The 24566-nt window shown below is 73.1% G+C and carries 23 protein-coding genes and 1 pseudogene; 17 read left to right on the top strand and 7 right to left on the bottom strand.

Translation table 11 applies throughout. The features are described 5' to 3' along the window. Nucleotides 1-553: 553 nt before the first annotated feature. Genes PV342_RS11005 through PV342_RS10980 form a run of 6 tightly spaced genes read left to right on the top strand, consistent with a single transcriptional unit; the run spans nucleotide 554 to nucleotide 6280 of the window. Entirely contained in the window at nucleotides 554-1498 is a 945-nt protein-coding gene (locus PV342_RS11005) for a hypothetical protein (protein WP_400799778.1), read from the top strand. Further along, nucleotides 1495-2961, top strand: a complete 1467-nt coding sequence (locus PV342_RS11000) for a peptidoglycan-binding protein (RefSeq protein WP_500316799.1) — start codon at nucleotides 1495-1497, stop codon at nucleotides 2959-2961. The genes PV342_RS11005 and PV342_RS11000 overlap by 4 nt, the downstream gene beginning before the upstream one ends. Beyond that, on the top strand, nucleotides 2958-3698 hold the full coding sequence (locus PV342_RS10995) for an ABC transporter ATP-binding protein (protein ID WP_400799783.1): 741 nt from the start codon (nucleotides 2958-2960) through the stop codon (nucleotides 3696-3698). Before PV342_RS11000 ends, PV342_RS10995 begins: the two co-directional genes overlap by 4 nt. Further along, a complete protein-coding gene (locus tag PV342_RS10990; RefSeq protein WP_400799786.1) occupies nucleotides 3695-4927 on the top strand; it encodes an ABC transporter permease in 1233 nt (410 codons plus the stop codon). The genes PV342_RS10995 and PV342_RS10990 overlap by 4 nt, the downstream gene beginning before the upstream one ends. 50 nt (nucleotides 4928-4977) lie before the next feature. Next, entirely contained in the window at nucleotides 4978-5544 is a 567-nt protein-coding gene (locus PV342_RS10985) for a SigE family RNA polymerase sigma factor (RefSeq protein ID WP_400799789.1), read from the top strand. A 16-nt stretch (nucleotides 5545-5560) separates the two neighbouring features. Continuing rightward, complete coding sequence (locus tag PV342_RS10980) at nucleotides 5561-6280, top strand: hypothetical protein (protein WP_400799792.1); 720 nt, start codon at nucleotides 5561-5563, stop codon at nucleotides 6278-6280. 317 nt (nucleotides 6281-6597) lie between these two features. On the opposite strand, the gene PV342_RS10975 is transcribed toward PV342_RS10980, so the two are convergent. Beyond that, complete coding sequence (locus PV342_RS10975) at nucleotides 6598-7119, bottom strand: MarR family winged helix-turn-helix transcriptional regulator (protein WP_400799797.1); 522 nt, start codon at nucleotides 7117-7119, stop codon at nucleotides 6598-6600. Nucleotides 7120-7279: 160 nt separating this feature from the next. Between PV342_RS10975 and PV342_RS10970 the strand changes: the two genes are divergently transcribed. Further along, entirely contained in the window at nucleotides 7280-7855 is a 576-nt protein-coding gene (locus PV342_RS10970) for a TerD family protein (RefSeq protein ID WP_089227558.1), read from the top strand. Between the two features lie 95 nt (nucleotides 7856-7950). Here PV342_RS10970 and PV342_RS10965 read toward each other — a convergent pair whose 3' ends face one another. Further along, on the bottom strand, nucleotides 7951-8565 hold the full coding sequence (locus tag PV342_RS10965; RefSeq protein ID WP_329186768.1) for an FMN-dependent NADH-azoreductase: 615 nt from the start codon (nucleotides 8563-8565) through the stop codon (nucleotides 7951-7953). Nucleotides 8566-8679: 114 nt separating this feature from the next. On the opposite strand from PV342_RS10965, the gene PV342_RS10960 reads away from it, so the two are divergent. Continuing rightward, a complete protein-coding gene (locus tag PV342_RS10960; protein ID WP_018559180.1) occupies nucleotides 8680-9069 on the top strand; it encodes a winged helix-turn-helix transcriptional regulator in 390 nt (129 codons plus the stop codon). A gap of 27 nt (nucleotides 9070-9096) precedes the next feature. Here PV342_RS10960 and PV342_RS10955 read toward each other — a convergent pair whose 3' ends face one another. Continuing rightward, nucleotides 9097-9534, bottom strand: a complete 438-nt coding sequence (locus tag PV342_RS10955) for a MarR family winged helix-turn-helix transcriptional regulator (RefSeq protein WP_400799802.1) — start codon at nucleotides 9532-9534, stop codon at nucleotides 9097-9099. Between the two features lie 56 nt (nucleotides 9535-9590). After that, nucleotides 9591-12062 carry an ATP-binding SpoIIE family protein phosphatase gene (locus tag PV342_RS10950; RefSeq protein WP_500316793.1) on the bottom strand — a complete coding sequence of 824 codons (2472 nt, stop codon included), beginning with the start codon at nucleotides 12060-12062 and terminating at the stop codon, nucleotides 9591-9593. A gap of 153 nt (nucleotides 12063-12215) precedes the next feature. On the opposite strand from PV342_RS10950, the gene PV342_RS10945 reads away from it, so the two are divergent. The 3 genes from PV342_RS10945 (at nucleotide 12216) to PV342_RS10935 (ending at nucleotide 14926) form a co-directional block, all read left to right on the top strand. Further along, nucleotides 12216-13634, top strand: coding sequence for a DUF2252 domain-containing protein (locus PV342_RS10945; RefSeq protein WP_400799808.1), 1419 nt, complete (start codon nucleotides 12216-12218; stop codon nucleotides 13632-13634). Nucleotides 13635-13713: 79 nt separating this feature from the next. After that, nucleotides 13714-14544 (top strand): hypothetical protein, encoded by an 831-nt coding sequence (locus tag PV342_RS10940; protein ID WP_386990049.1) that lies wholly within the window; start codon nucleotides 13714-13716, stop codon nucleotides 14542-14544. A gap of 49 nt (nucleotides 14545-14593) precedes the next feature. After that, nucleotides 14594-14926, top strand: coding sequence for a rhodanese-like domain-containing protein (locus PV342_RS10935; RefSeq protein ID WP_386990051.1), 333 nt, complete (start codon nucleotides 14594-14596; stop codon nucleotides 14924-14926). A gap of 29 nt (nucleotides 14927-14955) precedes the next feature. Here PV342_RS10935 and PV342_RS10930 read toward each other — a convergent pair. After that, nucleotides 14956-16088: pseudogene (locus tag PV342_RS10930) on the bottom strand (acyl-CoA dehydrogenase family protein). Nucleotides 16089-16291: 203 nt separating this feature from the next. Here PV342_RS10930 and PV342_RS10925 point away from each other — a divergent pair. From PV342_RS10925 to PV342_RS10915, 3 genes are read left to right on the top strand one after another with little or no spacing between them, the layout of a single operon-like run. Continuing rightward, on the top strand, nucleotides 16292-16975 hold the full coding sequence (locus PV342_RS10925; protein WP_361000513.1) for a DUF5819 family protein: 684 nt from the start codon (nucleotides 16292-16294) through the stop codon (nucleotides 16973-16975). After that, nucleotides 16972-18435, top strand: coding sequence for an HTTM domain-containing protein (locus tag PV342_RS10920; protein ID WP_500316790.1), 1464 nt, complete (start codon nucleotides 16972-16974; stop codon nucleotides 18433-18435). Before PV342_RS10925 ends, PV342_RS10920 begins: the two co-directional genes overlap by 4 nt. Further along, nucleotides 18432-19112, top strand: coding sequence for a TrmH family RNA methyltransferase (locus PV342_RS10915; protein WP_329186778.1), 681 nt, complete (start codon nucleotides 18432-18434; stop codon nucleotides 19110-19112). The genes PV342_RS10920 and PV342_RS10915 overlap by 4 nt, the downstream gene beginning before the upstream one ends. Before the next feature lie 43 nt (nucleotides 19113-19155). On the opposite strand, the gene paaN is transcribed toward PV342_RS10915, so the two are convergent. Further along, complete coding sequence (gene paaN, locus PV342_RS10910) at nucleotides 19156-20832, bottom strand: phenylacetic acid degradation protein PaaN (RefSeq protein ID WP_329186779.1); 1677 nt, start codon at nucleotides 20830-20832, stop codon at nucleotides 19156-19158. 131 nt (nucleotides 20833-20963) lie between these two features. On the opposite strand from paaN, the gene PV342_RS10905 reads away from it, so the two are divergent. Genes PV342_RS10905 through PV342_RS10895 form a run of 3 tightly spaced genes read left to right on the top strand, consistent with a single transcriptional unit; the run spans nucleotide 20964 to nucleotide 23866 of the window. Next, nucleotides 20964-22484 (top strand): 3-hydroxyacyl-CoA dehydrogenase, encoded by a 1521-nt coding sequence (locus tag PV342_RS10905; protein WP_500316788.1) that lies wholly within the window; start codon nucleotides 20964-20966, stop codon nucleotides 22482-22484. Between the two features lie 2 nt (nucleotides 22485-22486). Continuing rightward, nucleotides 22487-23104, top strand: coding sequence for a TetR/AcrR family transcriptional regulator (locus tag PV342_RS10900; RefSeq protein WP_018559168.1), 618 nt, complete (start codon nucleotides 22487-22489; stop codon nucleotides 23102-23104). A gap of 33 nt (nucleotides 23105-23137) precedes the next feature. Next, a complete protein-coding gene (locus PV342_RS10895) occupies nucleotides 23138-23866 on the top strand; it encodes an alpha/beta hydrolase family protein (protein WP_400799824.1) in 729 nt (242 codons plus the stop codon). Nucleotides 23867-23909: 43 nt separating this feature from the next. Here the strand turns inward: PV342_RS10895 and PV342_RS10890 are convergent, their stop codons facing one another. Beyond that, nucleotides 23910-24452, bottom strand: coding sequence for an Lrp/AsnC family transcriptional regulator (locus PV342_RS10890; protein ID WP_078619887.1), 543 nt, complete (start codon nucleotides 24450-24452; stop codon nucleotides 23910-23912). Nucleotides 24453-24566 lie beyond the last annotated feature (114 nt).

Here is a 24566-nt window from a genome sequence, read left to right as displayed (position 1 = left end):
GCCTGTTTTGCGTGTCGCGGCGGCAGCGGTTCGGGGCGGTTCGGTGAGCGGTCGCGTAACCGCAACTTCGGCTCGCGGACGACCGGGCGTCGCCGAACGGCACGGGGACGGCGGTGCGGACGGTGCAGAAGAGTTGTCGAAGAGTGATCTTGGGCACTCCGGCGCCCGGTTCGAGATGTCCCATTGATGTCCAGGTGTCGCCGGGACGGTGCTGTGCGCTCCGGGCGGCCGTGGAGTCCGTCGGGCAGCCGGGCGAAGGACCCCGCGTGGCGGGCGGCGGCGTGATCGTGGGCGGAGGTCCCGGTCCCCGGTGGGGGCCGTACGGCGAGGCCGGTCCGTATCATGAGCATATGCTCCTTCTTTTGTGGCGAGATCGGGCGAAGTGCCCGCGGCGCGCGTCCTGACGGCATGCGCGCGACGGCGGGACCGCCCGCGTCGTGACCTGGGTCACATCGCGGAGGGCGGCTATGCCGTCGGGAGTGCTTACCGGGTTCAGGACATCGACGGAGTGCACAGCAGCGTGTGATCCCTGAGATCGAAGTGATGGAACGACATGGCTCACATACGTATCGCGGGTGCGTTCTGGCCGGTGGCGGCCGCAGCCGGTGTGCTCGTGCTCGCCGGGTGCTCCCAGGGCGACGGCGGATCCGCCGCGCCCGCAGGGTCCGCCAGGTCCGCCGGCTCCGGTGACCGCGCGCCGTCGCCCTCGACGGGCGGGGTGGCGATTCCCGAGGGCGCCGACGAGGTGACCCGGCAGATCTACGTGTCGGAGAACGCCATCGCCGCGTGCATGCGGAAGAAGGGCTTCACCTACACCCCGCGCGTGTCGGGCTTGGCGGCCGCCGCCAGTCCGGTCGACGGGCAGGACTACGAACGGGCGAAGACGTACCGGGAGAAGTTCGGCTTCGGCTTCTTCGCGCCGGCCGTCTACCCGGACGACCCCACTGTTGTCGGCAGCAGGGCCCACGAGGCCCAGGACGTCAGCCCGGACAGGGCGTACCTCGATGCGCTGCCCCCGGCGCAGCGGAAGGCCTACGACAAGGCGATGGGTTCCGCGAAGCAACTCGCCAGCGGGAAGAAGGTGATGCTCCCGGGGTGCGTGAAGGACGGCATCGAGAAGGGCTACGGGCCGGAGAAGTCGCAGGCCGAACTGGATCGTGAGCATGCCGCCGACGAGGAGCGGGACCGGGCCGCGAAGCAGGCGCTCAACGGGGATCCCACGTTGGTCTCCCTGGCGCAGCGGTTCGCGTCCTGCCTGCGCGACGAGGGCATCGCCGTCACGACGACCCAGCCGACGGCCATCGGGGACATGGTGAAGTTCGCGACGGTCAAGACGCTCCCGCAGGACGGCGTTCAGAAGATGGACCAGGACGCGGCCAGGGCCGAGCTCGCCCGGGAGATCGGGATCGCACTGAAGGACCTGGAGTGCGGCAAGGAGTTCCGGGCCGCCTACTTCCCCGAGCTCGCCAAGCACTCCTTCTCCGGGATCGGCGGATGAGCCGGCGCCCGCCGGGCGGCCCGAGGGGGCGCGGCAGGCAGGTCGGGTTGATCGTGGGCGTGGTCGCGCTCGTCGGCGCGGGCGGCTGGTTCGCCGGTACGCAGATGCAGTCGCCGGCCGACGCCGCCGCCTCGCGCCGGCCGCCTGAGGCGGGTCCGGTCACCGTCGCCGTGGAGCGCCGGAAACTGACCGCGACCGTGATCGCGCAGGGCGGGGTGGAGTTCGGGGCACCGCACGCGGTGTCGCTGTCCGGGTCCGTCGGGTCCGCGGGCGGTTCCGGGGACGCCGAGGCGGCCCAGCGGGTCACCAAGCTTCCGCAGACCGGTGCCACGCTGCGCGAGGGCAGCGTGCTGATGCAGGTGAGCGGCCGTCCGGTGTTCGTGCTGCGCGGCTCGGTCCCGATGTACCGGTCCCTCGGCCCGAGCAGTTCGGGAGACGACGTCCGGCAGTTGCAGAGTGCGCTGCGCAGGATCGGGCACGATCCGGGGGCCGTCAGCGGCAACTACCGTCAGGGCACCGGTTCGGCGGTGACCCGCTGGTACCGGAGCAAGGGGTTCGTGCCGCAGCAGCCCGGCGTCGCCGACCAGCAGCAGCTGGGCGACCTGGAGGCCGCCGTCACCGACGCGCAGCGCGCGGTCCTCGCGGCGCGGGGCGGCGGGGGCGACGCGGGCAGCGACGGCGGAGGCGACGGCGGCAAGGGCGGTTCCGGAGCGTCGGGCTCCCCGGTCTCCGGTGAGGCGTCCGCCCTCGAACTGCGTGCCGCGCGCCAGCGACTGGACCGGGCGAACGCGGCGCTGAGCGCGTTCACCGCCACGTACGGCACCAAGGTCCCGGCGGGCGAGGTCGTCTTCCTGCCGGAACTGCCGGTCCGGGTCGACAAGGTCAAGGTGCGCCTCGGTGACACACCGGACGGCGAGGTCGCCACCCTGACGAGCTCCGACGTGGTGGTGCGGGCCGTCGTGCCCGGGGCCGACGGCGCCGTGCTGCGCGAGGGCATGGCGGTGCGGATCGAGGCGGCGGACGGTACTCGGGTGCGCGGCGTCGTGGCGCAGGTAGGCGGCGCCGGAGGGCAGGCGGATACCGGAAAGGACGCGGAGGGCACCGGCGGAGAGGAGAAGGAGGAGGACGGGACCGGGTCCGAGCCCGATGCCGGCCCGGGCGCCGATCCGTCCGCTCCGGTGCAGTTGGTGGTCTCCGTACCCGATCCCGGCCCCTTGAAGGGCCAGTCGGGCGGCACCGCCGAGGTGACCATCGAGGTGGGCGCCTCGGAGGGCGCCGTGCTGGTGGTGCCGGTGGCGGCGGTGCACACCAGCGCGGACGGCAGGGCCCGGGTGCGGGTGGAGCGTGACGGCGGGGTCGTGAACGTCCCCGTCACCGTGGGGCTGTCGGCCGCGGGGCAGGTCGAGGTGAGGGCGGACGGCGGTTCGCTGGACGAGGGCGATCGGGTGGTGGTCGGACGGTGAGGATCAGACCCGTACCGCCCCGCCCGGCCCCCGAGGAGGCACCGGACGAGGGCACCGTGATCAGGCTCAGCGGCCTTGGCCGGGTGTTCGACTCCGACCCGCCGGTGCACGCGCTGCGCGAGGTGGATCTGGAGGTCAGGAGGGGGGAGCATCTGTCGATCGTCGGCCCCTCGGGGTCGGGGAAGTCCACGCTGCTCAACATCCTTGGCCTGCTGGACCGGCCCACCTCGGGCGGCTACTGGCTGGACGGGGTGCTGACCAACGCCCTGGGCGACCGGGAGCGGACCGCGCTGCGCGGCAGCCGCATCGGGTTCGTGTTCCAGTCCTTCCACCTGCTGCCGTACCGGACGGTGGACGAGAACGTCATGCTCGCCGAGACCTACCGGGCCCCGCGCCCGGGCCGTGGCCGCCGCACGCGGGCCGAGCGGGCCCGGGCCGCGCTGGCACGGGTGGGCCTGGCGCACCGCTTCGGCTTCCTGCCCGCACGGCTGTCCGGCGGCGAACGGCAGCGGGTGGCCATCGCCCGCGCCCTGATGGGCGAGCCGGCCCTGCTGCTGTGCGACGAGCCGACCGGCAACCTCGACAGCGAGAACACCGAATCGGTGCTGGGGCTCTTCGGTGAACTCCGGGCCCAGGGAATGACGTTGCTGGTGATCACCCATGACGACGCCGTCAGCGCGCACGCGGACCGGCGGGTGCGGATCCGTGACGGCAGGCTCCGTCAGGAGGGCGCATGAGGGCCCGGCGCCGGGGCGGGCACGAGCGTCCGTGGATGGACCCGCGGGACCTGTGGTCGGAGTCGCTGGCCGGGGTGCTCGCCCGCCCGGTCCGGTCCGCACTGACCACGCTGGGCACGGTGCTGGGCATCGGCACCCTGGTCATCACCATCGGCGTCGCGGCCACCGCGGCGAACCAGATCGCCGGCCGCTTCGACGCCCTCACCGCCACCTCGGTGACCGTCGTGGCGCCGCCGGTGGCGAGCGGTCCCCCGCTGGTCGAGTGGTCCGGTGTCGAGGCCGTCGAGCGGCTCGCGGGAGTGGAGTCCGCCGCCGCGCTGTCCGACTCCGACGGCAGCGCGGACGTCCAGGTACGGGCGAACGACGTGGTCGCGCCCGGGGCCCTGACCGAGCAGACCCTGGCGGTCGTCGCGGCCACCCCGGCGCTGCCGGAGGCGGTCCGGGGCGCGATGGCCACCGGCCGGTTCTTCGACGGCGGGGACATCGCGCGCCACGACCGGGTCGCCGTCCTCGGCGACCAGGCCGCGCGGCTGCTCGGCATCGACGACGTACGCGACGCTCCCGCGGTCTTCTTCGAGGGGCAGTCGTACACGGTGATCGGCGTGCTCGGAGGTTTCCGGCGCGAGACGCGGCTGTCCGCCTCGGTGATCCTGCCGCCCACCACGGCGGCGGACCGGATGGGCCTGAAGGACGTGACCCGGGTCCTGGTCAACACCTCGCTCGGCGCCGCCCGGCAGGTCGCCCGGCAGGCCCCGATCGCCCTCGCCCCCGGACACGAGGAGGCGCTCACCGTGACCGCGCCGCCGGACCTGTCCAAGGCCAGGAAGGGAGTCGAGGGCGACGTCAACGGGCTGTTCCTGGTGCTCGGGCTGGTCTCGCTGGTCGTGGGGGCCATCGGCATCGCCAACGTCACCCTCGTCACCGTCATGGAACGCACCGGCGAGATCGGGCTGCGACGCGCTCTCGGCGCGTCCAGACGTCAGGTGGCCGGGCAGTTCCTGGCGGAGTCCACCACCATCGGGCTGCTCGGCGGCGTCGTCGGCGCGGCCCTCGGGGTGGTGGTCGTCGTGTGCGTGGCGGCCGTGAAGCACTGGACACCGGTGCTGGACCTGGGCCTGGCCCTCGGTGCCCCGGTGGCCGGCGCCCTCGTGGGGCTGCTGGCAGGCCTCCACCCCTCGCTGCGCGCCGCCCGCATGGAACCCGTCGACGCCCTCCGTGCGCCCTCGTGAGGCCGGCGGAAGTCGGGCGGAGGGCCCTTTGGACGAAGACCGATGCGGCGATGGCGAGCGGGGACGACACGGTGAACGGCGCGGAGGCGGATTTCGAGGAGTTCGTCTCCGCGCGCGGCCAGCGGCTGCTCAAAGTCGCCTGGCTGCTCACGGGGGACGCTCACCTGGCGGAGGACCTCCTGCAGACGGCACTGGCGAAGGTCTGGCCGAAATGGGGGTCCATCGCCGACGGGAATCCGGAGGCGTACGTTCGTAAGGCCCTGGTCAACACCCATCTGTCGTGGTGGCAGCGGCGCTGGCGCGGCGAGGTACCCCACGCACACGACCGTCTGGCGACGCTGGCGGGCCCTGGTGCGGGGGCCGTCGACGACTTCGCCTCCGTGGATCTGGAGCAGTCGTTGTCGGACGTCGTACGGCTGCTGCCGCCTCGGCAGCGGGCTGTGGTCGTATTGCGGTATTTCGAGGATCTGAGTGTGGAGGAGACCGCACGAGTGCTGGGCTGCCGGCCCGGCACGGTGAGGAGTCACACGTTGAAGGCGCTGGCCATGCTGCGCGCCCGGCTGGCGGCCGCTCCGGCCCTGGTGGAAAGCGGTGAGCGGCATGCACAGCGATCCTGAGAGGGAGCCGCGGGAGATGGAACGGGATCTCCCGGTCCTCCTGGAACGCATCCTGCCCCAGCTGGCCCTGCCCTCCGACCGGATGGCGCAGGTCAGGCGGCGGATTCAGCGGCGCAGGCGGCGCAGGCGGCTGGCCGCGACCGCCTCGGTGCTCGCCGTGGGATGCGCCGTCGTCGCGACCGTCCTCTCGCCGGCGGCCCTCGGCCCGGGGGAACACCGTGCCGTACCGGCCGCCGCTCCCACGGGGGATCCGGGGTTCGAGCGGGTGCGCCTGGACGACCCCCTGGAGGGAGTGACCGTGTACCTGCCGGCGACCTGGCACACTCTGTCCGTCAGGGACGACCGCGGGGCCGCGGTCGGCTTCGTGTCGTCCCAGACGCTCCGTGCACCGGGAAACGGCACGTGTCCCGGCATCACCGACGCCGTGCTGACGGTGTGCCCGCCCCTCACCCAGCTGGACGCGAACGGTGTGCTGATCACGTTCCTGCGGAGTGACGAGAACAGGACCGGCGACGCCGGGTCGTTGGCGCGAGGGGTTCCCGTCCCCGCCGACGGGAACTGCCGTGCTGTCGGCGGCGACCGCCAGATGACGGGCTGGGGGCACAGCCGGACGCCCGGCTCAGCCGAAGGCCCGGACATGAAGATCGACGTCTGTCTGAAGGAACCGTCGCAGCTGACGCTCGTGACAGTGGCGAAGGCTCTGACGCTGCTGGGCGTCTCGACGGACCAGGGGTGACCGCCCGGCCGCCGGGGCAGCCGCCGGTGTCGCGGGTCCGGTGCGGCGCGTTCGCGGAGAGTTCGTCTTCCGTCCCTACCGTTCCTGACGTCTCACTGTGCACACGGGAGGGGAATCAGGGTGGGGAGGACTCGAAGGGGGGCGTCGCGGCGGCGGTTGCCGTGGTGGCAGCAGCGGGTGGCCCGGGGCGGTGCTCATGCCCGCCGACGCCATGGGCGGTGTCGGGCCGACCGCCGGGAAGCTCGGGTTGGCCGGGGAGTACCCGCAGGTCGGCGGCTTCCAGCCGTCGTCCAGACCGGCCCACGCCGGCGGAGGTGTCACCAGCCGACGTGATGGGCGTCCCGCTCGCCGACGGGGGGCTCGCCGCCGGCCTCGGCGAAGGCCTGGAGTGCCTGGACGAGGTGGCGGCGCTGCCCCGGGGGCATGGCGTCGACGATGCGGGCGATCTCGGCGCGGCGGCGCTCCGTGACGTCGTTCACGGTGCGCCGCCCGGTCGCCGTCAGCGAGATGACCGTCGTGCGCCGGTCGGTGGGGGAGGCGCCGCGCGCGACCATGTCGACCGCCACGAGGCGGTCCAGCATGCGCAGCGCCGTGGAGGGCTGGACGCCCAGTTCCGCGGCGAGCTGCGAGAGGTTGAGCGCCCCGTGGCTCTCGAGGACCACCAGCATGCGCAGTTGGGGCAGGGTCAGCGCCTCCTCCACCGCGGCGAGCGAGCGGGCGGAGACCGCGACGAGGAGCCGGGACGCGGTCAGCAGGGCGCTGACCATCTCCTCGGCGGTGCTCCCGGGGTCGTCGGCGCCGGAGGGGGAGTCGGACGATGCGCGGGAGCCGGTGGCCATGCGTCCTTTCTACCGCTCCCGCGGTCGTCGTACGGGTGTGTACGGCACTCAGGTGAACGGGTGCGGCGCCGGGAACCCGCGCCCCGGGAGATCCGTTGAGCCATTGGGCAAAGGAATCGTCAAGGGGCGCGGCCCGCGCCGGAATGAGCAGGGAGATCCCATGGGTGTCAGCCTTTCCAAGGGCGGCAATGTCTCGCTGACGAAGGAGGCCCCGGGACTGACCGCGGTCACCGTCGGTCTGGGCTGGGACGTCCGTACGACCACCGGTACCGACTTCGACCTCGACGCGAGCGCGCTCCTGGTCAACGCCGAGAGCAAGGTCGTCTCCGACAAGCACTTCGTGTTCTTCAACAACCTGAAGAGCCCGGAGGGCTCGGTCGAGCACACCGGCGACAACCTCACCGGCGAGGGCGAGGGCGACGACGAGCAGGTCAAGGTGAACCTGGTCACCGTGCCGGCCGAGGTCGAGAAGATCGTCTTCCCGGTGTCGATCTACGACGCCGAGACCCGCCAGCAGTCGTTCGGCCAGGTGCGCAACGCCTTCATCCGCGTGGTGAACCAGGCTGACAACAACGAGCTCGCCCGCTACGACCTGTCCGAGGACGCCTCGACGGAGACGGCGATGGTCTTCGGCGAGCTGTACCGCAACGGCGCCGAGTGGAAGTTCCGCGCCGTCGGCCAGGGTTACGCCTCGGGCCTGCGCGGCATCGCGCAGGACTTCGGCGTCAACCTGTGAGGTAGCCGTACGCCCGGGTGTACGGGCGGATACGACGCGGGGGCCGCGTGGCGCACGCCACGCGGCCCCCGCGCGTTCTCCGGGCGGGCGCGACGTCAGGCGACGCGCGCCGCGAGCTCCTTGGCCTTGGCGGCGGCCTGCTCGTGGGCCTTGGTGCGGGAGAGGTCGGAGGCCTCGATGAGGCCGGACATCGCCGGGACCGCGCGGGCAAGGGTGAGCTCGGGGACGATGAACTCGACGTTCGTGATGCCGAGGCAGCCCTGCAGGACCTTCTCCAGGTAGTTGGTCACGAACTCGAAGTCCTCACGAGGGGTGCCGGGGCCGTAGCCGCCGCCGCGGCTGGCCACGACGACGACCGGCGTGTCCGCGGCGGTGGGCTGCTCGCCCGCGGTCCGGCCCAGGATGATCACCTGGTCGAGCCAGGCCTTGAGGGTGCTGGGGATCGAGAAGTTGTACATCGGCGCGCTGATCAGCAGGGCGTCGGCCCGTTCGAGTTCGTCGGCCAGCTCGCCGCGCAGCGGGTGCTCGGCGCCGGCCACGTAGTGGGTCGCGTCGAGGTGCGGCACGGGCTCGGCGTTCAGGTCGCGGTAGATCACGACGCCGCCCGGGTGCTGGGCCTCCCACTCCTTGCGGAAGGAGTTCGCCACGTCCCGGGACGCGGAGGTCTCGGAGGGCCAGATGGACGAGTCGATGTGCAGCAGCGTGGGCATGGGGGTGCCTCCACTTCCGTAAAGTTCGGAGTGAAAAATTCGTACGCAGCTAGTGATATCACAGGGCCTTACTTTTCTGCAGCACGTGACGGCAAGCCGGGTACCCTTGTGCCCATGGGACAGGGGACTGAGCCGGCCGCGCACGACGCGGAGCCGTGCGCCAAGGTCGACGTCGGGCTCACCCGCGTCTTCGGGATCCTCGGCAAACGCTGGAGCGGCCTGATCGTGGCCGTCCTCACGCAGCGGCCGGCGTACTTCGTCGAACTGCGCCGGGCCATCCCCAAGATCAGCGAACGGATGCTCTCCGACCGGCTCACGGAGCTGGCCGAAGCGGGCATCGTCGTCCGCGAGGTGGATCCCGGGCCCCCGCTGCGGGTGAGCTACCGGCTCACCGAGGCGGGCGAGGCGCTCGGGCCGGCTCTGGGGGAGCTGGGGTCGTGGGCCGAGAAGTACCTCCCCGGCGGTGCCGCCGAGTGCACCGAGGGCGCGGAGGCCTGCCGCTGAGGGCGGTGGCGTCCGGCTGACGCCCCGTCAGCCCTGCTGTCCGGCGGCGTCGTTGTAGCGGGTCAGGTAGGCGGCGAACCGCGCAAGGTCCGAATCGTCCCAGTCCGCCAGCCGCCCGCGCACGGTGTGCCGCGCCGCGCGGGTCGCCTCCGCGAGCACGGCCGCGCCCGCCGTCGTCGGCAGCAGCACCTGGACGCGGTGGTCGGCGGGGTCGGGGCGCCGCTCGACGAGGCCCAGCCGCTCCAGGGTGGCGATCTGGCGGCTGACCGTCGACTTGTCGAGCAGGAACGCCTGTGCCAGGTCCGTGGCCCGGCAGTGCCGGCGCTCGCTCATGTGGGCCAGCAGTGTGTACGCGACCAGCGACAGCTTCGGGTGCATGCGGGCCGCCGCGGCGCGTGCCCGGCGGGCGAACGCGGTCATCTCGCGATGGATCGTCTCGACGGAGGCGTCGTTACCGGCCTGCATGCTTGTAGGTTACATCTGAGTGGATCGGAGTGGTTTCCACCGATTCGTCCCCACGGTCAGCCGGGCAGCGCCAGCTCGAACCAGACGACCTTGCCGACCGCCTTGCGGCTGGTGCCCCAGCGCCGGGAGAGGTTGCTGACCAGGGCCAGGCCCCGGCCCTCCTCGTCGTCGGCGTCCGCGCGGCGCAGCTGTGGCAGGTTGTGATCGTCGTCGCTGACCTCGACCAGCAGCTTGCCGACCCGCATCAGCCGTAGCGACACCTCGTGCGAGGCGACCCGCAGCGCGTTGGTCACCAGCTCGCTGACCAGCAGCTCGGTCAGGTCGCTGAGCCCGTGCAGCCCCCACCGCGCCAACTGCTCGCGGGTGAGCGCGCGGGCCCGCCGTACGTCGGAGAGGTCCATCGCCAGCCGCCACTCGGCGACGTCCTCGGACGGGATGCCCTGGAAGTTGGCGACCAGCAGCGCCACGTCGTCGCGGCGGTCGTCGGAGTGGACACGGCTGAGGATCTGCTCGCAGACGTCCTCGGGGGTCTGCTGCGGCTCGATGACGTTGGAGCACAGTGCCGCCAGGCCGGCGTCTATCCCCTGGCCGCGCACCTCGACCAGGCCGTCGGTGCACAGCACCAGCCAACTGCCGTCCGGGACCGGGATCTCGACCGTCTCGAAGGGCACGCCGCCGACGCCGATCGGGGCGCCCTTGGGGATCTGCAGCAGTTCGCTGCGGCCGTCGTGCCGGGCCAGTACGGGAGGGATGTGGCCCGCGTTGGCCAGCGTCAGGGAGCGGTGGATCGGGTCGTAGACCGCGTACACGCACGTCGCGAGGTGCTCGGCGCCGAGGCGGTGGGCGAGGTTGTCCAGGTGCCGCAGCAGCTGCGCGGGCGGCAGGTCGAGCGCGGCCATCGTGATCACGGAGGTGCGGAACTGGCCCATCACGGCCGCCGACAGCAGACCGTGGCCCATGACGTCGCCGACGATGAGCGCCACGCGCCCGCCGGGCAGTTGGATGGCGTCGAACCAGTCGCCGCCGACCTGGGCCTGGCGGTCACCGGGCATGTAGTGGTGGGCGATCCGCACCCCGGGGATACGGGGCGGGCGGGTCGGCATCATGCTGCGCTGCAGGGTCGCGGCGGCGCGCGACTCCAGCCGGTGCAGGCGGGCGTTGTCGAGGTGCACGGCGCCCCGGGCGGCGACCTCGGCGGCGGTCGCGGCGTCCTTGGCGTCGAAGGGGCGGCGTCCGGGGTGGCGCAGGAAGCACATCCGCCCCAGCACGGTGCCGCGCGCGGTGAGCGGTACGACGACCATCGACCGCTCGGGAAGTAGCGGGCCGAGCCCGGGGACACCCAGGTCGAGCGCGATGTCCCGGGCGAGCGCGGGGTCTATCACCGGTACGAGCAGCGGCTCGCCCAGCCGTGGGGTGGAGTCGGCCGGCAGCGGGATCAGCTCGCCCTCCGGCAGGGCGGCCGCCCAGGCCCCGGGGGTGGTGTCGGTGTGGGCCACGGCGACCCGGCGGGCGATGATCGTGTCCCCGGACAGGTCGTCCTTCGGCGGTTCGGTGTCGGAGAACAGCTGGTCGACGACGAGGACGGCGGCGAAGTCGGCGAAGCGCGGCACGGTGACGGCGCACAGCTCGCGGGCGGTCGTCTCCAGGTCGAGGGTCGTGCCCACCTTGGCGCCGGTCTCCCGCAGCAGGGCCAACTGCTCGTCCAGTACGTGGCCCGGGGCGAGCGAGGGGCCGGGGGTGGTGGTCGCGGGGACCGGCGCCGGCGCCGGGACGTCGGCGCGCGGGCCGGGCAGCAGCTCCGGGTGCGCGGCGGGCCGGGTGGGGCGGGCGGTGCGGCCGGTGGCGGGGTTCACGGGGTCCGGGGCCACGGTCGTGCCGTACTCCTCGGGGAGCACCGGGAGCAGCACCGTGCCGTCGACCTCCACCGCCGGGTAGCCCAGGGGCACGATCTGGCGGACGATCCGGTCCAGCCGGCCCGCGCTGACCCGGGGCAGCACCGAGCCCAGCCGGCCGGTCAGGTGCTCGGCGTGCGCGGGGTCGGCGACCGGGGCGAGGCGCGGGGTGATGCGGACGGCGCCGCGGGCGGTGGTGCCGTCGGCGGTGTAGGGCAGCAGATGGTCGCCGAGCGCGAGGCGCGGCCCGGTGTCGCGCAGCGGACGGGCGTTGGCGGCGATCACCAGCAGGCTCCGGCCGGCCGGCTCCATGATCCGGTAGGACCACCACACCACGTCCTTGACGCCGCCGTCGCGGTCGGTGGTGGGCAGCGCGCCGGCCCAGGCGGACCGGGTGAGGTCGTCCAGCACCTCCAGGGCGTCCTGCTCGCCCGGGTGCCGGCCCGCGGTGTGCGGCAGCAGGCCGGCCGCCGGCCGGCCGAACACGGCCTCCCAGCGGTGGCCGAAGAGTTCCTCGGCACCGCGGTTCCAGTACGAGACGTCGCCGTCGGGACCGACGCAGAGCACGGCGAGGCGCACGAGCGCGGAGACGCCGGTGGCTGCGAGCGGGGTCGTGGTCGTGGGAAGCCTGGTCATCTCGTCCAACGTCGGGCACCTGAGGTTCGGCTGCGGTACGGCGCGGAAGGCTGAAAGAGCATCAGGGTCGGGTTTGCACCGTCCAGGGAAGCATGAAACATCGGACGCGGTCCGGTAAATGGCTAGATTGCCCCCAGGAGTGACCAACCGGGCATGGCCCATGGGGAGGGAGAGCACGTGGCGCACAGGCTCCCGCACATCGCGGGGTTCCGGAGATGGCCGCACGACGGTGCGCCCAAGCAGGAGGGCAAGGCGCTGCGGGAGGCGGTCCCCCGAGAGGCGCACGCGGCGTTCGCGCCGGGCCCCGACCGGCCGGGCGCGGTCGAGGCGGTGCGGGAGTCCGGGCTCGGGCGCATCCCGGAACTCGTCCCGCTGCGGGTGGGGAGGATGACGTCGAGCCCCTTCGCCTTCCTGCGCGGCTCGGCCGGGCTGATGGCCGCCGACCTCGCGGGCGCCCCGGTCACCGGCATCGGCGCCCAGATCTGCGGTGACGCGCACGCCGCCAACTTCGGCCTGTACGGCGACCATCTGGGCCGGCTGGTCATGGACATCAACGACTTCGACGAGACCGTCCACGGCCCCTGGGAGTGGGACGTCAAGCGCCTCGCCACCTCCCTGGTGCTGGCCGGGCGCGAGGCCGGGGCCGACGAGGACGCCTGCCGGGGCGCCGCCTTCGACGCGGTCGGCGCGTACCGACGCACCATGCGGCTGCTGGCGAAGATGCCGGTGCTGGACGCCTGGCACGCCATCGCCGACGAGGAACTGGTCGCGCACGCCGACGCCCGCGATCTGGCGGGCACGCTGCGCCTGGTGGCCGGCAAGGCGCGCCGCAACACCAGTGCCAAGTTCGCGGCGCGGGCGACGGAGGAGGTCGAGGGCGGCGGCCGCCGCTTCGTCGACGCGCCCCCGGTGCTGCGCCGGGTGCCGGACGAGGAGGCGGCGGCGGTCGCCGCGGCCCTGTCGGAGGCCGGCTACCTGGCGACGATCGGCGAGGACCGGCGGCCGTTGCTGGCCCGGTACGCGGTGCACGACGTGGCGTTCCGGGTGGTCGGTACGGGCAGCGTGGGCACCCGCTCCTACGTGGTCCTGCTGCTGGACCACCTCGGGCAGCCGCTGGTGCTCCAGGTGAAGGAGGCCCGGCCCTCCGCCCTGCTGCCGTACCTGGGCAAGGCCGGGTTCGACGCCCCCGCGGTGGAGCACGAGGGGCGGCGCGTGGTGCTCGGCCAGAAGCGCATGCAGGTCGTCAGCGACAGCCTGCTGGGCTGGGCCGACGTGGACGGACGGCCGTACCAGGTGCGGCAGTTCCGCAACCGCAAGGGCAGCGTCGACCCCGCGGAGCTGGAGTCCGGGTTGATAGACGACTACGCGCGGATGACGGGCGCGCTGCTGGCCAGGGCGCACGCGCACTCCGCGGACCCCCGGCTGATCGCGGGCTACTGCGGCAAGGGCGAGCAACTGGACGAGGCGGTGGCGGCCTTCGCGGTGGCGTACGCCGACCGGACCGAGGCGGACCACGCGGAACTGGTGGCGGAGGTGCGGGCCGGGCGGATCGCGGCGGAAGAGGGCATGTGAGGCGGCGGGCGCCGGAGCGCCGGCGGCTACCAGGCCGTAGCCTGTGACCGGCGCCCCCCTCTCCTCGTAGGCTGGACCGGTGACGAATTCCCCCGGCACCGAGTCGGCCCCCGGCACCGAGTCGGCCGCTGCATCCTCTTCCGAGCCCCAGGACCGCCTGGCCCAGGCGGTCCGCGCCGCCGAGCGCGCCCTGATCGAGTTCGAGATCGCGGTGGAGACCTTCAGGGTGGAGGTCGAGAACTTCTCCCGGCTGCACCACCAGAAGCTCGGCCCGATGTACGCCCGGCTCGACGAGCTCGACGCGCTGATCGCCGAGGCGGTCGCGGCGAAGAGCGGCTCCCGCGAGGACATCGCCCGCGCCTGGGAGGCCCGGGCGCTCGTGATGCCGATGCCCGGGGTGGAGGAGCTCTTCGACGGGCTGCTCGGCTCGGACGGGGTCCGGCCCCAGGAGGACCCGAACCCGCCGCGCCGCGTCCGGCCGGGCAAGGAGGCGCAGCGGCTCTACCGCGAGCTGGTCCGCAAGGCCCACCCGGACCTGGCGCAGGACGAGGCCGAGGTCGAGCGGCGCAGCGAGTTCATCGCCCGGGTCAACGAGGCCTACACGTACGCCGACGAGCAGCGGCTGCGCGAGCTGGCGGAGGAGTGGGAGGCCGGGCCGGTTCCCGAGGAGGCGCAGCCGAGCGAGGCCGAGGTGCTGTACGCGCGGCTGGAGTGGCTGGCGCAGCGCAAGGAGCAGCTGGCCGTGCTCGCCGCCGAGCTGGAGAACAGCGCGATCGCGCAGATGATGAAGCTGTCGCCGGACGACCCGGACGGGCTGCTCAACGAGATCGCGGAGAACCTCCTCAACCAGGTCGCCAACCGCGAGGCCCGGCTGGCGGAGCTGGTGCGCTCCGCACAGGGCCCCGCGTAGCCGGTCGGGTACGTTCGACCTGCACGCCCTGACCGAAGGAGTCCGTTCCATGTTCTACGCCCAGCTGCCCGCGGTGGACGCCGCGCAGGTCCCCGCCGACGGCTACCTGCTCGACGTACGGGAGCACGACGAGTGGGACGCCGGGCACGCCGAGGGCGCGGTGCACATCCCGATGGGCGAGGTCGTCGCCCGTATCGGGGAGCTCCCGGCGGACCGCCGGGTGCACGTCGTGTGCCGGGTCGGCGGCCGCTCGGCGCAGGTCGCCCAGTACCTGATCGCGCAGGGCCTCGACGTGGTGAACGTCGACGGCGGGATGCTCGGCTGGGAGGCCGCGGGCCGCCCGCTGGTGACGGACGGCGCGGGCCCGGCGCACGTGCTCTGAGCGCCCAGGGAGGCCGTTCCGCGGGACGCTCAGGCCTCGGCGGCCGGCAGGTCGCCCCGTTCCTCCTCGTGGGCGGCGGCGAGGCCGAGGGAGAGCTCCAGCTGCTTGGCCCAGGCGTGGTAGCGGTGCAGCGGGTAGTCGGTGCCGGCGCCGAAGCCGCCGTGCAGGTGCTGCGCGGTCTGCACGACGCGCCGTACGCCCTCGGAGGCCCAGATCCTGGCGACCGCGACGTCGGCGGGGTCCAGCCGCCAGGCGGCCTGCCAGCAGGTGACCTCCATCGTCCGCAGGTCGGTGTAGCGGTCGGCGGACTGCACGGCCACGGCCTGGAAGGTGGCCGGCGGGTGCCCGAACTGCTCGCCGGGAGGTGTGGGCGCCGGTCATGGGCAGGACGGCGCCGCCGAGCCCGAGCGCCAGGGCGCAGGTGCCGGTGGTCAGCAGTCGGCGCAGCCGGTCCCAAGCGCCGTCGGCGGTGATCACGTCGCCCGCGGGGACGCGGACGGCGTCCAGCCGGAGCTACGGCGTGGCGCTCACCGCTCGTCGAGATCTGCTCGGCCGCGGTGACCGCCTCGCGTGGCACGACGGCGACGACGGTGCGGCCGCCGGCGGCGGAGGCCGGGACCAGGACGTGGTCGGCGTACGGGGCCCAGGGGACGGCGGTGTGGGACGCCGTCGAGCAGCCAGTCGCGGGGGGCGGCGGCTCCGTCTGTGTGGCGCTGGGAGTCCCCGTCCGCGGGCCGTGCGGTGACGGCGAGCTCCGCGCCGTCGTGGCCGGTGCGGCCCGCCGAGGCGACGGTCGGCACCAGGTCGCCGCGGTCCACCGCGGCAGCAGCCGGTCGCGCAGCTCCTCGGGGCCGTCGGCCTGCACGGCGAGCGCGGCGGCGCAGGTCTCCAGCAGCGGCACCCGGGCCGGTACGGCCCCGGCCTCGCGCAGCACCAGGAACAGCGCGACCGGGTCGAGGCCGGCCCCTCCGTACGTCTCGTCGAGCACCAGGCCGAGGAGGACGGCCGAGGCCAGGCGGCGCCACAGCGGGCGGTCGAAGTCCTCCGCGACCGCCCCGGCGGTCAGCGCGGGGCTCGGCACGGCCTCGGGGGCCACCCCGGAGAACACCGCCCGAGCCGCCTCGACGGCCGCCAGCTGCTCCTCGCTGAAGCTGAAGTCCATGGCCCGGCCTCCCGGAAGCCTCGATTCTGACGGTGTGTCAGATCAGGGGGGCTGGGCGGGGAAGTCCACATCCCCGTCGCCTTCGCCCGCCTCCCCGTGCCCCGGCCGTGGCCCGTGCTGACCGGGACGGCTGTACCGCACGCGTGGGGCATGAGTACCGTTCCGTGCTGAGCGGAACACGGGGAACAGGAGCGGAGACCACGATGGAGCCACCCGAGGAGTCCGGGGGACCGGCCGCGATAGCCACGCTGTCACCGCCCGCGCGGACCGTGGTCGCGCTGGCGCTGGCCGCGGCCGCGGTCGGCGTAGCAGTGCACCTCCTCATGGTCTTCCTGCACGTCGCGCCGCCGAACACCGCCACCAAGAAGCACGGCGAACTGGTCGGCAGCTATGTCTATCCCGAGTTCGAGCAGAACTGGAAGCTCTTCGCGCCCAATCCGCTCCAGCAGAACATCCACGTCTGGGCGCGTGCCGAGGTGCGCAAGGACGACGGCGGCAGCCAGGTGACCGGCTGGGTCGACCTCACGGCCATGGACATAGCCGCGATCAGGCACAACATCGCGCCCAGCCACACCGAGCAGAACCAACTGCGCCGGGCGTGGAGCTTCTACGCCGCCTCCCACGGTGAGAAGGACAAGCCCATCGGCCTGCGCGGCGAGCTGAGCAGGCAGTACCTGCAGCGCATCGTGGAGGACCGGTTCGGGCCCCGGCTCAACGGCGGCGACGTCGTCCGCCTGCAGGTGCGGAGCGGCACCACAGCGGTCGCGGCCCCCACCTGGAGCCCCGAGAAGATCGACACGCGCACCACCTTCCAGGTGCTGCCCTGGTGGAGCTCGGACGTTGCGGACCAGGCGGACGAGGACGAGGGCGGGGAGGACGCGTCGTGAGCGAGGCGCTGAACGAAGCCGCGCAGGGAGCCCCGCGGGGAGCCCACCCGGCCCCGAGCCACGAAGCCGTACGCGGCGGGCCGGTCCCCGCCCCCGGCCGCACGGCGGCCCCGGCGCCGGTTCCATCCCCCTTCGCCGGGGTGCTCGACTCCGCCGCGGGCGGTCTGTCGCGCGGGCTGGCCCGGATCACCGGCACCACCGTCGGCCGCTACCAGGCCGCCGTCGTACGCATCGGCATCTCGCTGACCTGGCTGCTGTTCCTGCTGCGCGAGTGGCCGCACCGCCACGAGCTCTACGGGCCGGACGGCGCCTGGAGCTGGGACCTGGCGGACCGGCTCGTCGCCGGCAACCACGCCTTCACCCTGCTGCTGTGGGGCAGGGCCGACGTCTGGTTCGAGGTCGTCTACACGGGCGCGATCCTGGCGAGCGTGATGCTGCTGCTCGGCTGGCGCACCCGCACGGCCTCGCTGCTGTTCATGATCGGCGTGCTCTCCCTGCAGAACCGCAGCGTCTTCGTCGGCGACGGCGGAGACAACGTGATCCACCTGATGGCGATCTACCTCGTCGTCACCCGGTGCGGGCAGGTCTGGTCGCTGGACTCCCGCCGCCGGGCCAGGGGGCGGGAGGGCGACGGCGCGGGGATCGCGCTGTGGATCGTCCTCGGGCTCGTGCTGGCCGTGGCGCAGATGCTCGGCCGCACCGGACTGACCTGGACCGACGGTCTGCTGCCCTGGCTGGGCTGGACGCCGTTCCTGTGGGGGTTCCTGCTGCTCCAGGCCGTGTGGTGGGCGGTGCGGCGGTACGCGCCGGGCGAGCCGCGCACGGTGCTCGACATCCTCGCCAACATCCTGCACGGCGCCGGTCTGATGGTGATCGTCGTCGAGGTGTGCCTGATCTACTCCACGGCGGGCTGGTACAAGGTCCAGGGCTCGCGCTGGCAGGACGGCACGGCGCTGTACTACCCGCTGCACCTGGACGACTTCAGCCCCTGGCCGGGGCTGTCCCACGCGATGGCCGCCAGCGGCCTGATGGTCATGGTGATCACCTACGGCACGGTGATCGTCCAGGTCGCCTTCCCCTTCACGCTCTTCAACCGCCGGGTCAAGAACGTGCTGCTCGCGCTGATGATGGTGGAGCACGCCTCGATCGCGGTCGTCCTCGGACTGCCCTTCTTCTCGCTGGCGATGATCGCCGCCGACGCGGTCTTCCTGCCCACCGGTTTCCTGCGCTGGGCGGGCGACCGCGTGGCGCGCCCGCTGCGGCGCGGCGGCGGAGCCGGCGCGGCGGCGGACGGCGCCGGGGAGCCGGCGGACGCCCGGGTGCGGGACGCGGAGGACACGGACGACGCGGAGAAGGCGAAGGACGCGGAGAGGCCGAAGGAAGCGCCTGCGCGGGCGGTCGCGGGGCCGCGAGGGCCGGGACCGGACGGCGAGCCCGCCCCCTCTAACCTCGTGGTGTGAGCACCAGCCAGGACGACGCGGCCGAGCCGCTGCAGTACGACGACGGCTTCGGCCCCGAGATCGGGGTCGGGCCGCATCCGCGACCCTGGCCCGAGGGCCCGCGCTACGACCCCGAACTGCTCGCGCACGGCGACCGCCGCAACGTGGTGGACGAGTACCGCTACTGGACGCGGGAGGCGATCGTCGCCGACCTCGACACCCGGCGCCACGACTTCCACGTCGCCGTCGAGAACTGGCAGCACGACTTCAACATCGGTTCCGTGGTGCGCACCGCCAACGCCTTCCTGGCCAAAGAGGTGCACATCGTGGGGCGGCGCCGGTGGAACCGGCGCGGCGCCATGGTGACCGACCGTTACCAACACGTGCGCCACCACCTGGACGTCGCGGCGCTGGCCGCGTGGGCGGCCGCGGAGGACCTGCCGATCATCGGGATCGACAACCTCCCCGGCGCCGTGCCGCTGGAGACCACCGAGCTGCCCCGGCGCTGCGTGCTGCTCTTCGGGCAGGAGGGGCCCGGTCTGACCGACGAGGCGTGGAAGCACTCCGCGGCGGTCTGCTCGATCGCCCAGTTCGGCTCCACGCGGTCGATCAACGCGGGAGCGGCGGCGGCCATCGCGATGCACGCCTGGATCCAGCGCTACGCGCGGGTGGGGACGGAGCAGCCCCGTCCGGAGTGACAGGGCTTCTCCGGGCGGGGCTGTCGTCGGTGAGGCGGCCGGATCAGGCCTGGCGGCGGACCTCGATGACCCGGAAGCGGCTCGCGACGAAGGCGCCGTCGCACAGGGCCGCGTTGGCGGCGGGGTTGCCGCCGGAGCCGTGGAAGTCGGAGAAGGCGGCCGTCTGGTTGACGTACACCCCGCCGGTCAGGTTGAGCGAGAGCTGGGCGGCCTCCTCCAGGCAGACCTCCTCGATCTGCCGCTCCACCTCGCCGGAGGTGGTGTACGCGCCGACCGTCATGGCGCCCTTCTCCCGCACGGTGCGGCGCAGCAGGTCGACCGAGTCCTTGGTGGAGTCCATGGCGACCGCGAAGGCGACCGGGCCGAAGCACTCCGACATGTAGGCGGCCTCGTCGTCCGGCTTGGCGCCGTCCAGCTTCACGATCACCGGGGTGCGGACCACGGCGTCCGGGAAGTCGGGGTGCGTGACCTCGCGGGAGGCGAGCGCGACCTCGCCGAGCGACGCGGCGGCCTCCAGGCGGGCCTTCACATCGGGGTTGACCAGGGCGCCCAGCAGGGCGTTGGCCCGGGCGTCGTCGCCGAGCAGCCCGCCGACGGCGGCCGACAGATCGCCCACGACCTCGTCGAAGCCCTTGTGGCCGTCGTCGGTGGCGATGCCGTCCCGCGGGATCAGCAGGTTCTGCGGGGTGGTGCACATCTGGCCGCTGTACAGGGACAGGGAGAAGGCCAGGTTGGACAGCATGCCCTTGTAGTCGTCCGTGGAGTCGACGACCACGGTGTTGACGCCGGCCTTCTCGGTGAAGACCTGGGCCTGGCGGGCGTTCTCCTCCAGCCAGTCGCCGAAGGCGGTGGAGCCGGTGTAGTCGATGACGCGGATCTCGGGGCGCAGCGCCAGCGTCTTGGCCAGGCCCTCGCCGGGCCGCTCGGCGGCCAGGCAGACCAGGTTCGGGTCGAAGCCGGTCTCGGCGAGCACCTCGCGGGCGATCTTGACCGTCAGCGCCAGCGGGAGCACCGCGCGCGGGTGCGGCTTGACCACCACCGCGTTGCCGGTGGCCAGGGAGGCGAAGAGGCCCGGGTACCCGTTCCAGGTGGGGAAGGTGTTGCAGCCGATCACGAGCGCGACGCCGCGCGGCACGGCGGTGAAGTCCTTGCGCAGGCTCAGCGGGTCGCGCTTGCCCTGCGGCTTGACCCACTCGGCCGTGCCGGGGGTGCGCACCTGCTCCACGTAGGCGTACGCGACGGCCTCGAGGCCGCGGTCCTGCGCGTGCGGGCCGCCGGCCTGGAAGGCCATCATGAAGGCCTGGCCGGAGGTGTGCATGACCGCGTGGGCCATCTCCGTGGTGCGCGCGTTGATCCGGGCCAGGATCTCCAGGCAGACCAGGGCCCGGTTCTCGGGGCCGGCCTCGCGCCAGGCGGGCATCGCGGCCTTCATCGCGGGGAGGAGCACGTCGACGTCCGGGTGCGGATACTCCACGCCCAGGTCGATGCCGTAGGGGGACACCTCGCCGCCGGTCCAGCCGTCGGTACCGGGCTGGTCCAGGTCGAAGCGGGTGCCGCGCAGGGCGTCGAACGCGGCCTGGGCGGTCTCGCCGTCCGCGTATGCCTTCGGGTGCTCGGGGTACGGGGACCAGTACTCGCGGGTACGGATCGCCTCGAGCGCCTTGTCGAGCGTCTCGCGGTGCGCTTCGACCGACGGGACAGCGGTGAGATCGGCAGCCATGGGGCCAACTCCTCGTCGAGCTGGATTGGGGTGGGCAGGGTGCTGGCTTCACCGCTAGATTAACCGAATGTTCGGTCGGGACAAGGGGGCCGACCCAAGCTGTGGACAACCGGCGAGGAGCAGTGGCGGCGATGAGCGCTCTTGACCGATCCAGCACGGTCGCGGTGGTGGGCACGGGGACGATGGGCCAGGGGATCGCCCAGGTCGCACTGGTGGCGGGGCATCCCGTGCGCCTCTGCGACGCCGGGCCGGGCCGGGCCGAGCAGGCCGAGCGGGCCATAGGGGAACGGCTGGACCGGCTGGTGGAGAAGGGCCGGCTGTCCGCCGGCGAGCGCGACGCGGCCCGCGGGCGGCTCTCGGCCGTCCGCGAGATCGAGGAACTGGCGGGCGTGTCGCTCGTCGTCGAGGCGATCCTGGAGGACCTGGGCGCCAAACAGCAGCTCTTCACGGCGCTGGAGTCGGTGGTCCCCGAGGACTGCCTGCTGGCCACCAACACCTCCTCCCTGTCGGTGACCGCCGTGGGCGGCGCGCTGCGCCTTCCGGGGCGCTTCGTGGGCCTGCACTTCTTCAACCCCGCCCCGCTGCTCCCGCTGGTAGAGGTGGTCTCCGGCGCCGCGACGGACGAGGCGGCCGCCAGGACCGCGTACGACACCGCCGCCACCTGGGGCAAGACGCCGGTGCGCTGCACCGACACCCCCGGCTTCATCGTCAACCGGGTCGCGCGCCCCTTCTACGCCGAGGCCTTCCGGCTCCACGAGGAACGGGTCGCCGACCCCGCCACCATCGACGCGGTGCTGCGGGAGAGCGGCGGCTTCCGGATGGGCCCCTTCGAACTCACCGACCTCATCGGCCAGGACGTCAACGAGGCCGTCACCCGCTCGGTGTGGGACTCCTTCTTCCAGGACCCCAGGTTCACCCCCTCGCTCGCCCAGCGGCGGCTGGTGGAGTCCGGGCGGCTCGGCCGCAAGAGCGGGCAGGGCTGGTACGACCACGCCGAGGGCGCGGCCGCCGCGGCCCCCCACACCGCCGGGCCGGAGAAGCCGCCCGCCGAGGTCACCGTGTGCATGGGCGGCCGCGGCCCGGCCGCGGTGCTGCCCCGGCTGATCGCCGAGGCGGGGATCGAGGTGCTGGACGGCGAGGTCGCCGACCCGGACGACGGGTTCATCGAGCTGCCCGGCGGCGGCCGGCTCTACCTGGCGGACGGCGGACCGGCCACCACGGGCCCGGCCGTCGACTACGTGCAGTTCGACCTCGCGCTGGACTACCGGGTGGCCACCCGGGTCGCCCTCGCGCCGTCCGACTCCGCGCGCCCGGAGACCGTGCAGGCGGCGATCGGCCTGTTCCAGGCGCTGGGCAAGAAGGTCAGCGTCATCGAGGACGTCCCGGGCATGATCGTCGCCCGTACCGTGGCGATGCTGGTGGACTTCGCCACCGACGCGGTCGCGCGCGGGGTGGCCTCGCCGGAGGACGTCGACTCCGCGATGCGGCTGGGCGTGAACTACCCGCGCGGTCCGCTGGCCTGGGGCGAGGAACTGGGCTTCGAGTGGGTGCGCGAGGTGCTGCGCAACCTGCACCAGGCGTACCCCGGCGGGCGGTACGCGCCGTCCCGTCCGCTGAACCGCCGCGCGGCGGTCGAGGGGAGACTGCTCTAATCATGACCATGGCACAGCGCGACGGCTCCGCCCCCAAGAGGGACACGTACACCCCGGACTCGCTGCTGGCCGTGGCCGTGGCGGTCTTCATCGAGCGCGGTTACGACGGCACGTCCATGGAGCACCTGTCACGGGCCGCCGGCATCTCCAAGTCCTCGATCTACCATCATGTGCGGGGCAAGGAGGAGCTCCTGGAGCGCGCCGTCGGCCGTGCCCTGGACGGGCTCTTCGGCATCCTGGCGGAGCCCGGGGCGAGCGGCGGGCGTGCCGTGGAGCGGCTGGAGTACGTCACGCGCCGCACCACCGAGGTGCTGATGGCGGAGCTGCCCTACGTCACGCTGCTGCTGCGGGTGCGCGGCAACACCACGGCCGAGCGGGCGGCCATGGAGCGCCGCAGGGAATTCGACCATCGGGTCGCCGACCTGCTGAAGTCGGCCGTCGCGGAGGGGGACCTGCGAGGTGACGTGGAGCCCAGGCTCGCGACCAGGCTGCTCTTCGGAATGATCAATTCCATAGTCGAGTGGTACCAGCCGCACGCGGCCGGTACCAGGGAGCACGACGACGCCGCGGTCGTGGACGCCGTCGTGCGGCTGGCCTTCGACGGGTTGCGCGTCTCTTGACGCTGGTCCAGACCAACCGTCACGCTCAGGGCTATGTCCCTCACCTTGCGTGCCCGTCTGTGCGCCGCCTCGGCGGCCGTCCTGCTGCTCGCCGGGTGTGGAGGCGGTGACGGCGACGGGCGGGCCGCCGACGCCGCACCGCCGGAGGACTTCGGCTGCCTGACGGCCGCGCAGGCGAAGGCCGGCTCCGTCGGCTACGACGACACCGGCGGCAACCCCGTGGACGCCTGGCTCGGCGGCAGGGGCGACACGGCCGTCCTGCTGATGCACCAGGCGGACGGCGACATGTGCCAGTGGATGCCGCAGGCCGGCCTCCTGGTGAAGGACGGCTACCGCGTCCTGGTCGTCGACTCCAACGGCAGCGAGGTGCCCGAGGTCGTGGGCGGCGTGGCGTTCCTGCGCGCCCAGGGCGCGCGGCACGTGCTGCTGATGGGCGCCTCCAAGGGCGGCACGGCCGTGCTGGAGGGTGCTGCGTCGGCCGACCCGCCGGTCGACGCCGTGGTCTCGCTCTCCGCACCCGAGACCTACGGGACGATGGACGCGAGCTCCGCGGTGCCCCGGCTGACCGTGCCCGTGCTCTACATGGCGGCGGCGGGCGACACGGCGTTCGCGGAGTCGACCGAGGCGCTGAGCAAGGCCACGAAGAAGGCGGCCGAGAACCGGCTCGACATCGTCGGCGGACCCCAGCACGGCGTGGGCATGCTCACCTACGACCCCCATTGGGCCACCGTGACGGCCTTCCTGAAGAAGTACGCCGGATAGCCGGGCGGAGGATGGGCGGGCGGGTCCGCGGGCGGGCCCGGCGTCAGTCGGTCAGCACCCGGTCGGTCTCCTCGAAGACCAGCAGCGTGCGGCTGCTGAGCACTTCCGGCACCGCCTGGATGCGGGTCAGCACCAGCTCCCGCAGGCTGCGGTTGTCGGGGGTGTGGACGAGCAGCAGCACGTCGAAGTCCCCGCTCACCAGGGCGATGTGGGCGACCCCGGGAAGCTCCAGCAGCTTCTCCCGCACGGTGCGCCAGGAGTTCTGCACGATCTTCAGGGTGATGTACGCGGATGCCCCGTGACCTGCGCGTTCGTGGTCGACCCGGGCCGTGAAGCCGCGGATGACCCCGTCCTCGATGAGGCGGTTGATCCGGGCGTAGGCGTTGGCTCGGGACACATGGACGTGCTCCGCCACCGACCGTATGGACGCCCGGCCGTCCTCCTGCAGGTAGCGCAGGATCGCGCGGTCGATGGCGTCCAGCGGACGCACCGCCGCCGGACCGGTGTCCGGTGCCGCTGCCTGCGGTCCCGGGGCTCCGCCCCGAGAAATTTGGGAATCCGTCACGCCCCCGAGCCTCCCTAGCATGGACGTACTGGCTCCATCTCAGGGTGTGGAGAACCGTTTGTCCACAGGCAGGACACACCTGTAGCCAAAATGCCTCCGGCGACCGAACAATCGGTAGGGGAGCGATACCCGCTC

This window comes from Streptomyces sp. PA03-3a (assembly GCF_033792735.1).
In the GTDB taxonomy this organism is placed as follows: Bacteria; Actinomycetota; Actinomycetes; order Streptomycetales; family Streptomycetaceae; genus Actinacidiphila.
The sequence above is the reverse complement of the archived record's forward strand: the minus strand, read 5'-3'. Positions and strand labels throughout refer to the sequence as shown.

Bases quoted from the DNA above. Each gene is read 5' to 3' on its own strand.
- PV342_RS10950 (WP_500316793.1), bottom strand. From the start codon at position 12,062: ATGACCAGGCTTCCCACGACCACGACCCCGCTCGCAGCCACCGGCGTC.
- PV342_RS10985 (WP_400799789.1), top strand. From the start codon at position 4,978: ATGGCGAGCGGGGACGACACGGTGAACGGCGCGGAGGCGGATTTCGAG.
- PV342_RS11000 (WP_500316799.1), top strand. From the start codon at position 1,495: ATGAGCCGGCGCCCGCCGGGCGGCCCGAGGGGGCGCGGCAGGCAGGTC.
- PV342_RS10895 (WP_400799824.1), top strand. From the start codon at position 23,138: ATGTCCCTCACCTTGCGTGCCCGTCTGTGCGCCGCCTCGGCGGCCGTC.
- PV342_RS10945 (WP_400799808.1), top strand. From the start codon at position 12,216: ATGGCCCATGGGGAGGGAGAGCACGTGGCGCACAGGCTCCCGCACATC.
- PV342_RS10955 (WP_400799802.1), bottom strand. From the start codon at position 9,534: ATGCAGGCCGGTAACGACGCCTCCGTCGAGACGATCCATCGCGAGATG.
- PV342_RS10900 (WP_018559168.1), top strand. From the start codon at position 22,487: ATGACCATGGCACAGCGCGACGGCTCCGCCCCCAAGAGGGACACGTAC.
- PV342_RS10925 (WP_361000513.1), top strand. From the start codon at position 16,292: ATGGAGCCACCCGAGGAGTCCGGGGGACCGGCCGCGATAGCCACGCTG.
- PV342_RS10905 (WP_500316788.1), top strand. From the start codon at position 20,964: ATGAGCGCTCTTGACCGATCCAGCACGGTCGCGGTGGTGGGCACGGGG.
- PV342_RS10980 (WP_400799792.1), top strand. From the start codon at position 5,561: ATGGAACGGGATCTCCCGGTCCTCCTGGAACGCATCCTGCCCCAGCTG.
- PV342_RS11005 (WP_400799778.1), top strand. From the start codon at position 554: ATGGCTCACATACGTATCGCGGGTGCGTTCTGGCCGGTGGCGGCCGCA.
- paaN (WP_329186779.1), bottom strand. From the start codon at position 20,832: ATGGCTGCCGATCTCACCGCTGTCCCGTCGGTCGAAGCGCACCGCGAG.
- PV342_RS10975 (WP_400799797.1), bottom strand. From the start codon at position 7,119: ATGGCCACCGGCTCCCGCGCATCGTCCGACTCCCCCTCCGGCGCCGAC.
- PV342_RS10970 (WP_089227558.1), top strand. From the start codon at position 7,280: ATGGGTGTCAGCCTTTCCAAGGGCGGCAATGTCTCGCTGACGAAGGAG.
- PV342_RS10965 (WP_329186768.1), bottom strand. From the start codon at position 8,565: ATGCCCACGCTGCTGCACATCGACTCGTCCATCTGGCCCTCCGAGACC.
- PV342_RS10990 (WP_400799786.1), top strand. From the start codon at position 3,695: ATGAGGGCCCGGCGCCGGGGCGGGCACGAGCGTCCGTGGATGGACCCG.
- PV342_RS10960 (WP_018559180.1), top strand. From the start codon at position 8,680: ATGGGACAGGGGACTGAGCCGGCCGCGCACGACGCGGAGCCGTGCGCC.
- PV342_RS10935 (WP_386990051.1), top strand. From the start codon at position 14,594: ATGTTCTACGCCCAGCTGCCCGCGGTGGACGCCGCGCAGGTCCCCGCC.
- PV342_RS10890 (WP_078619887.1), bottom strand. From the start codon at position 24,452: ATGCTAGGGAGGCTCGGGGGCGTGACGGATTCCCAAATTTCTCGGGGC.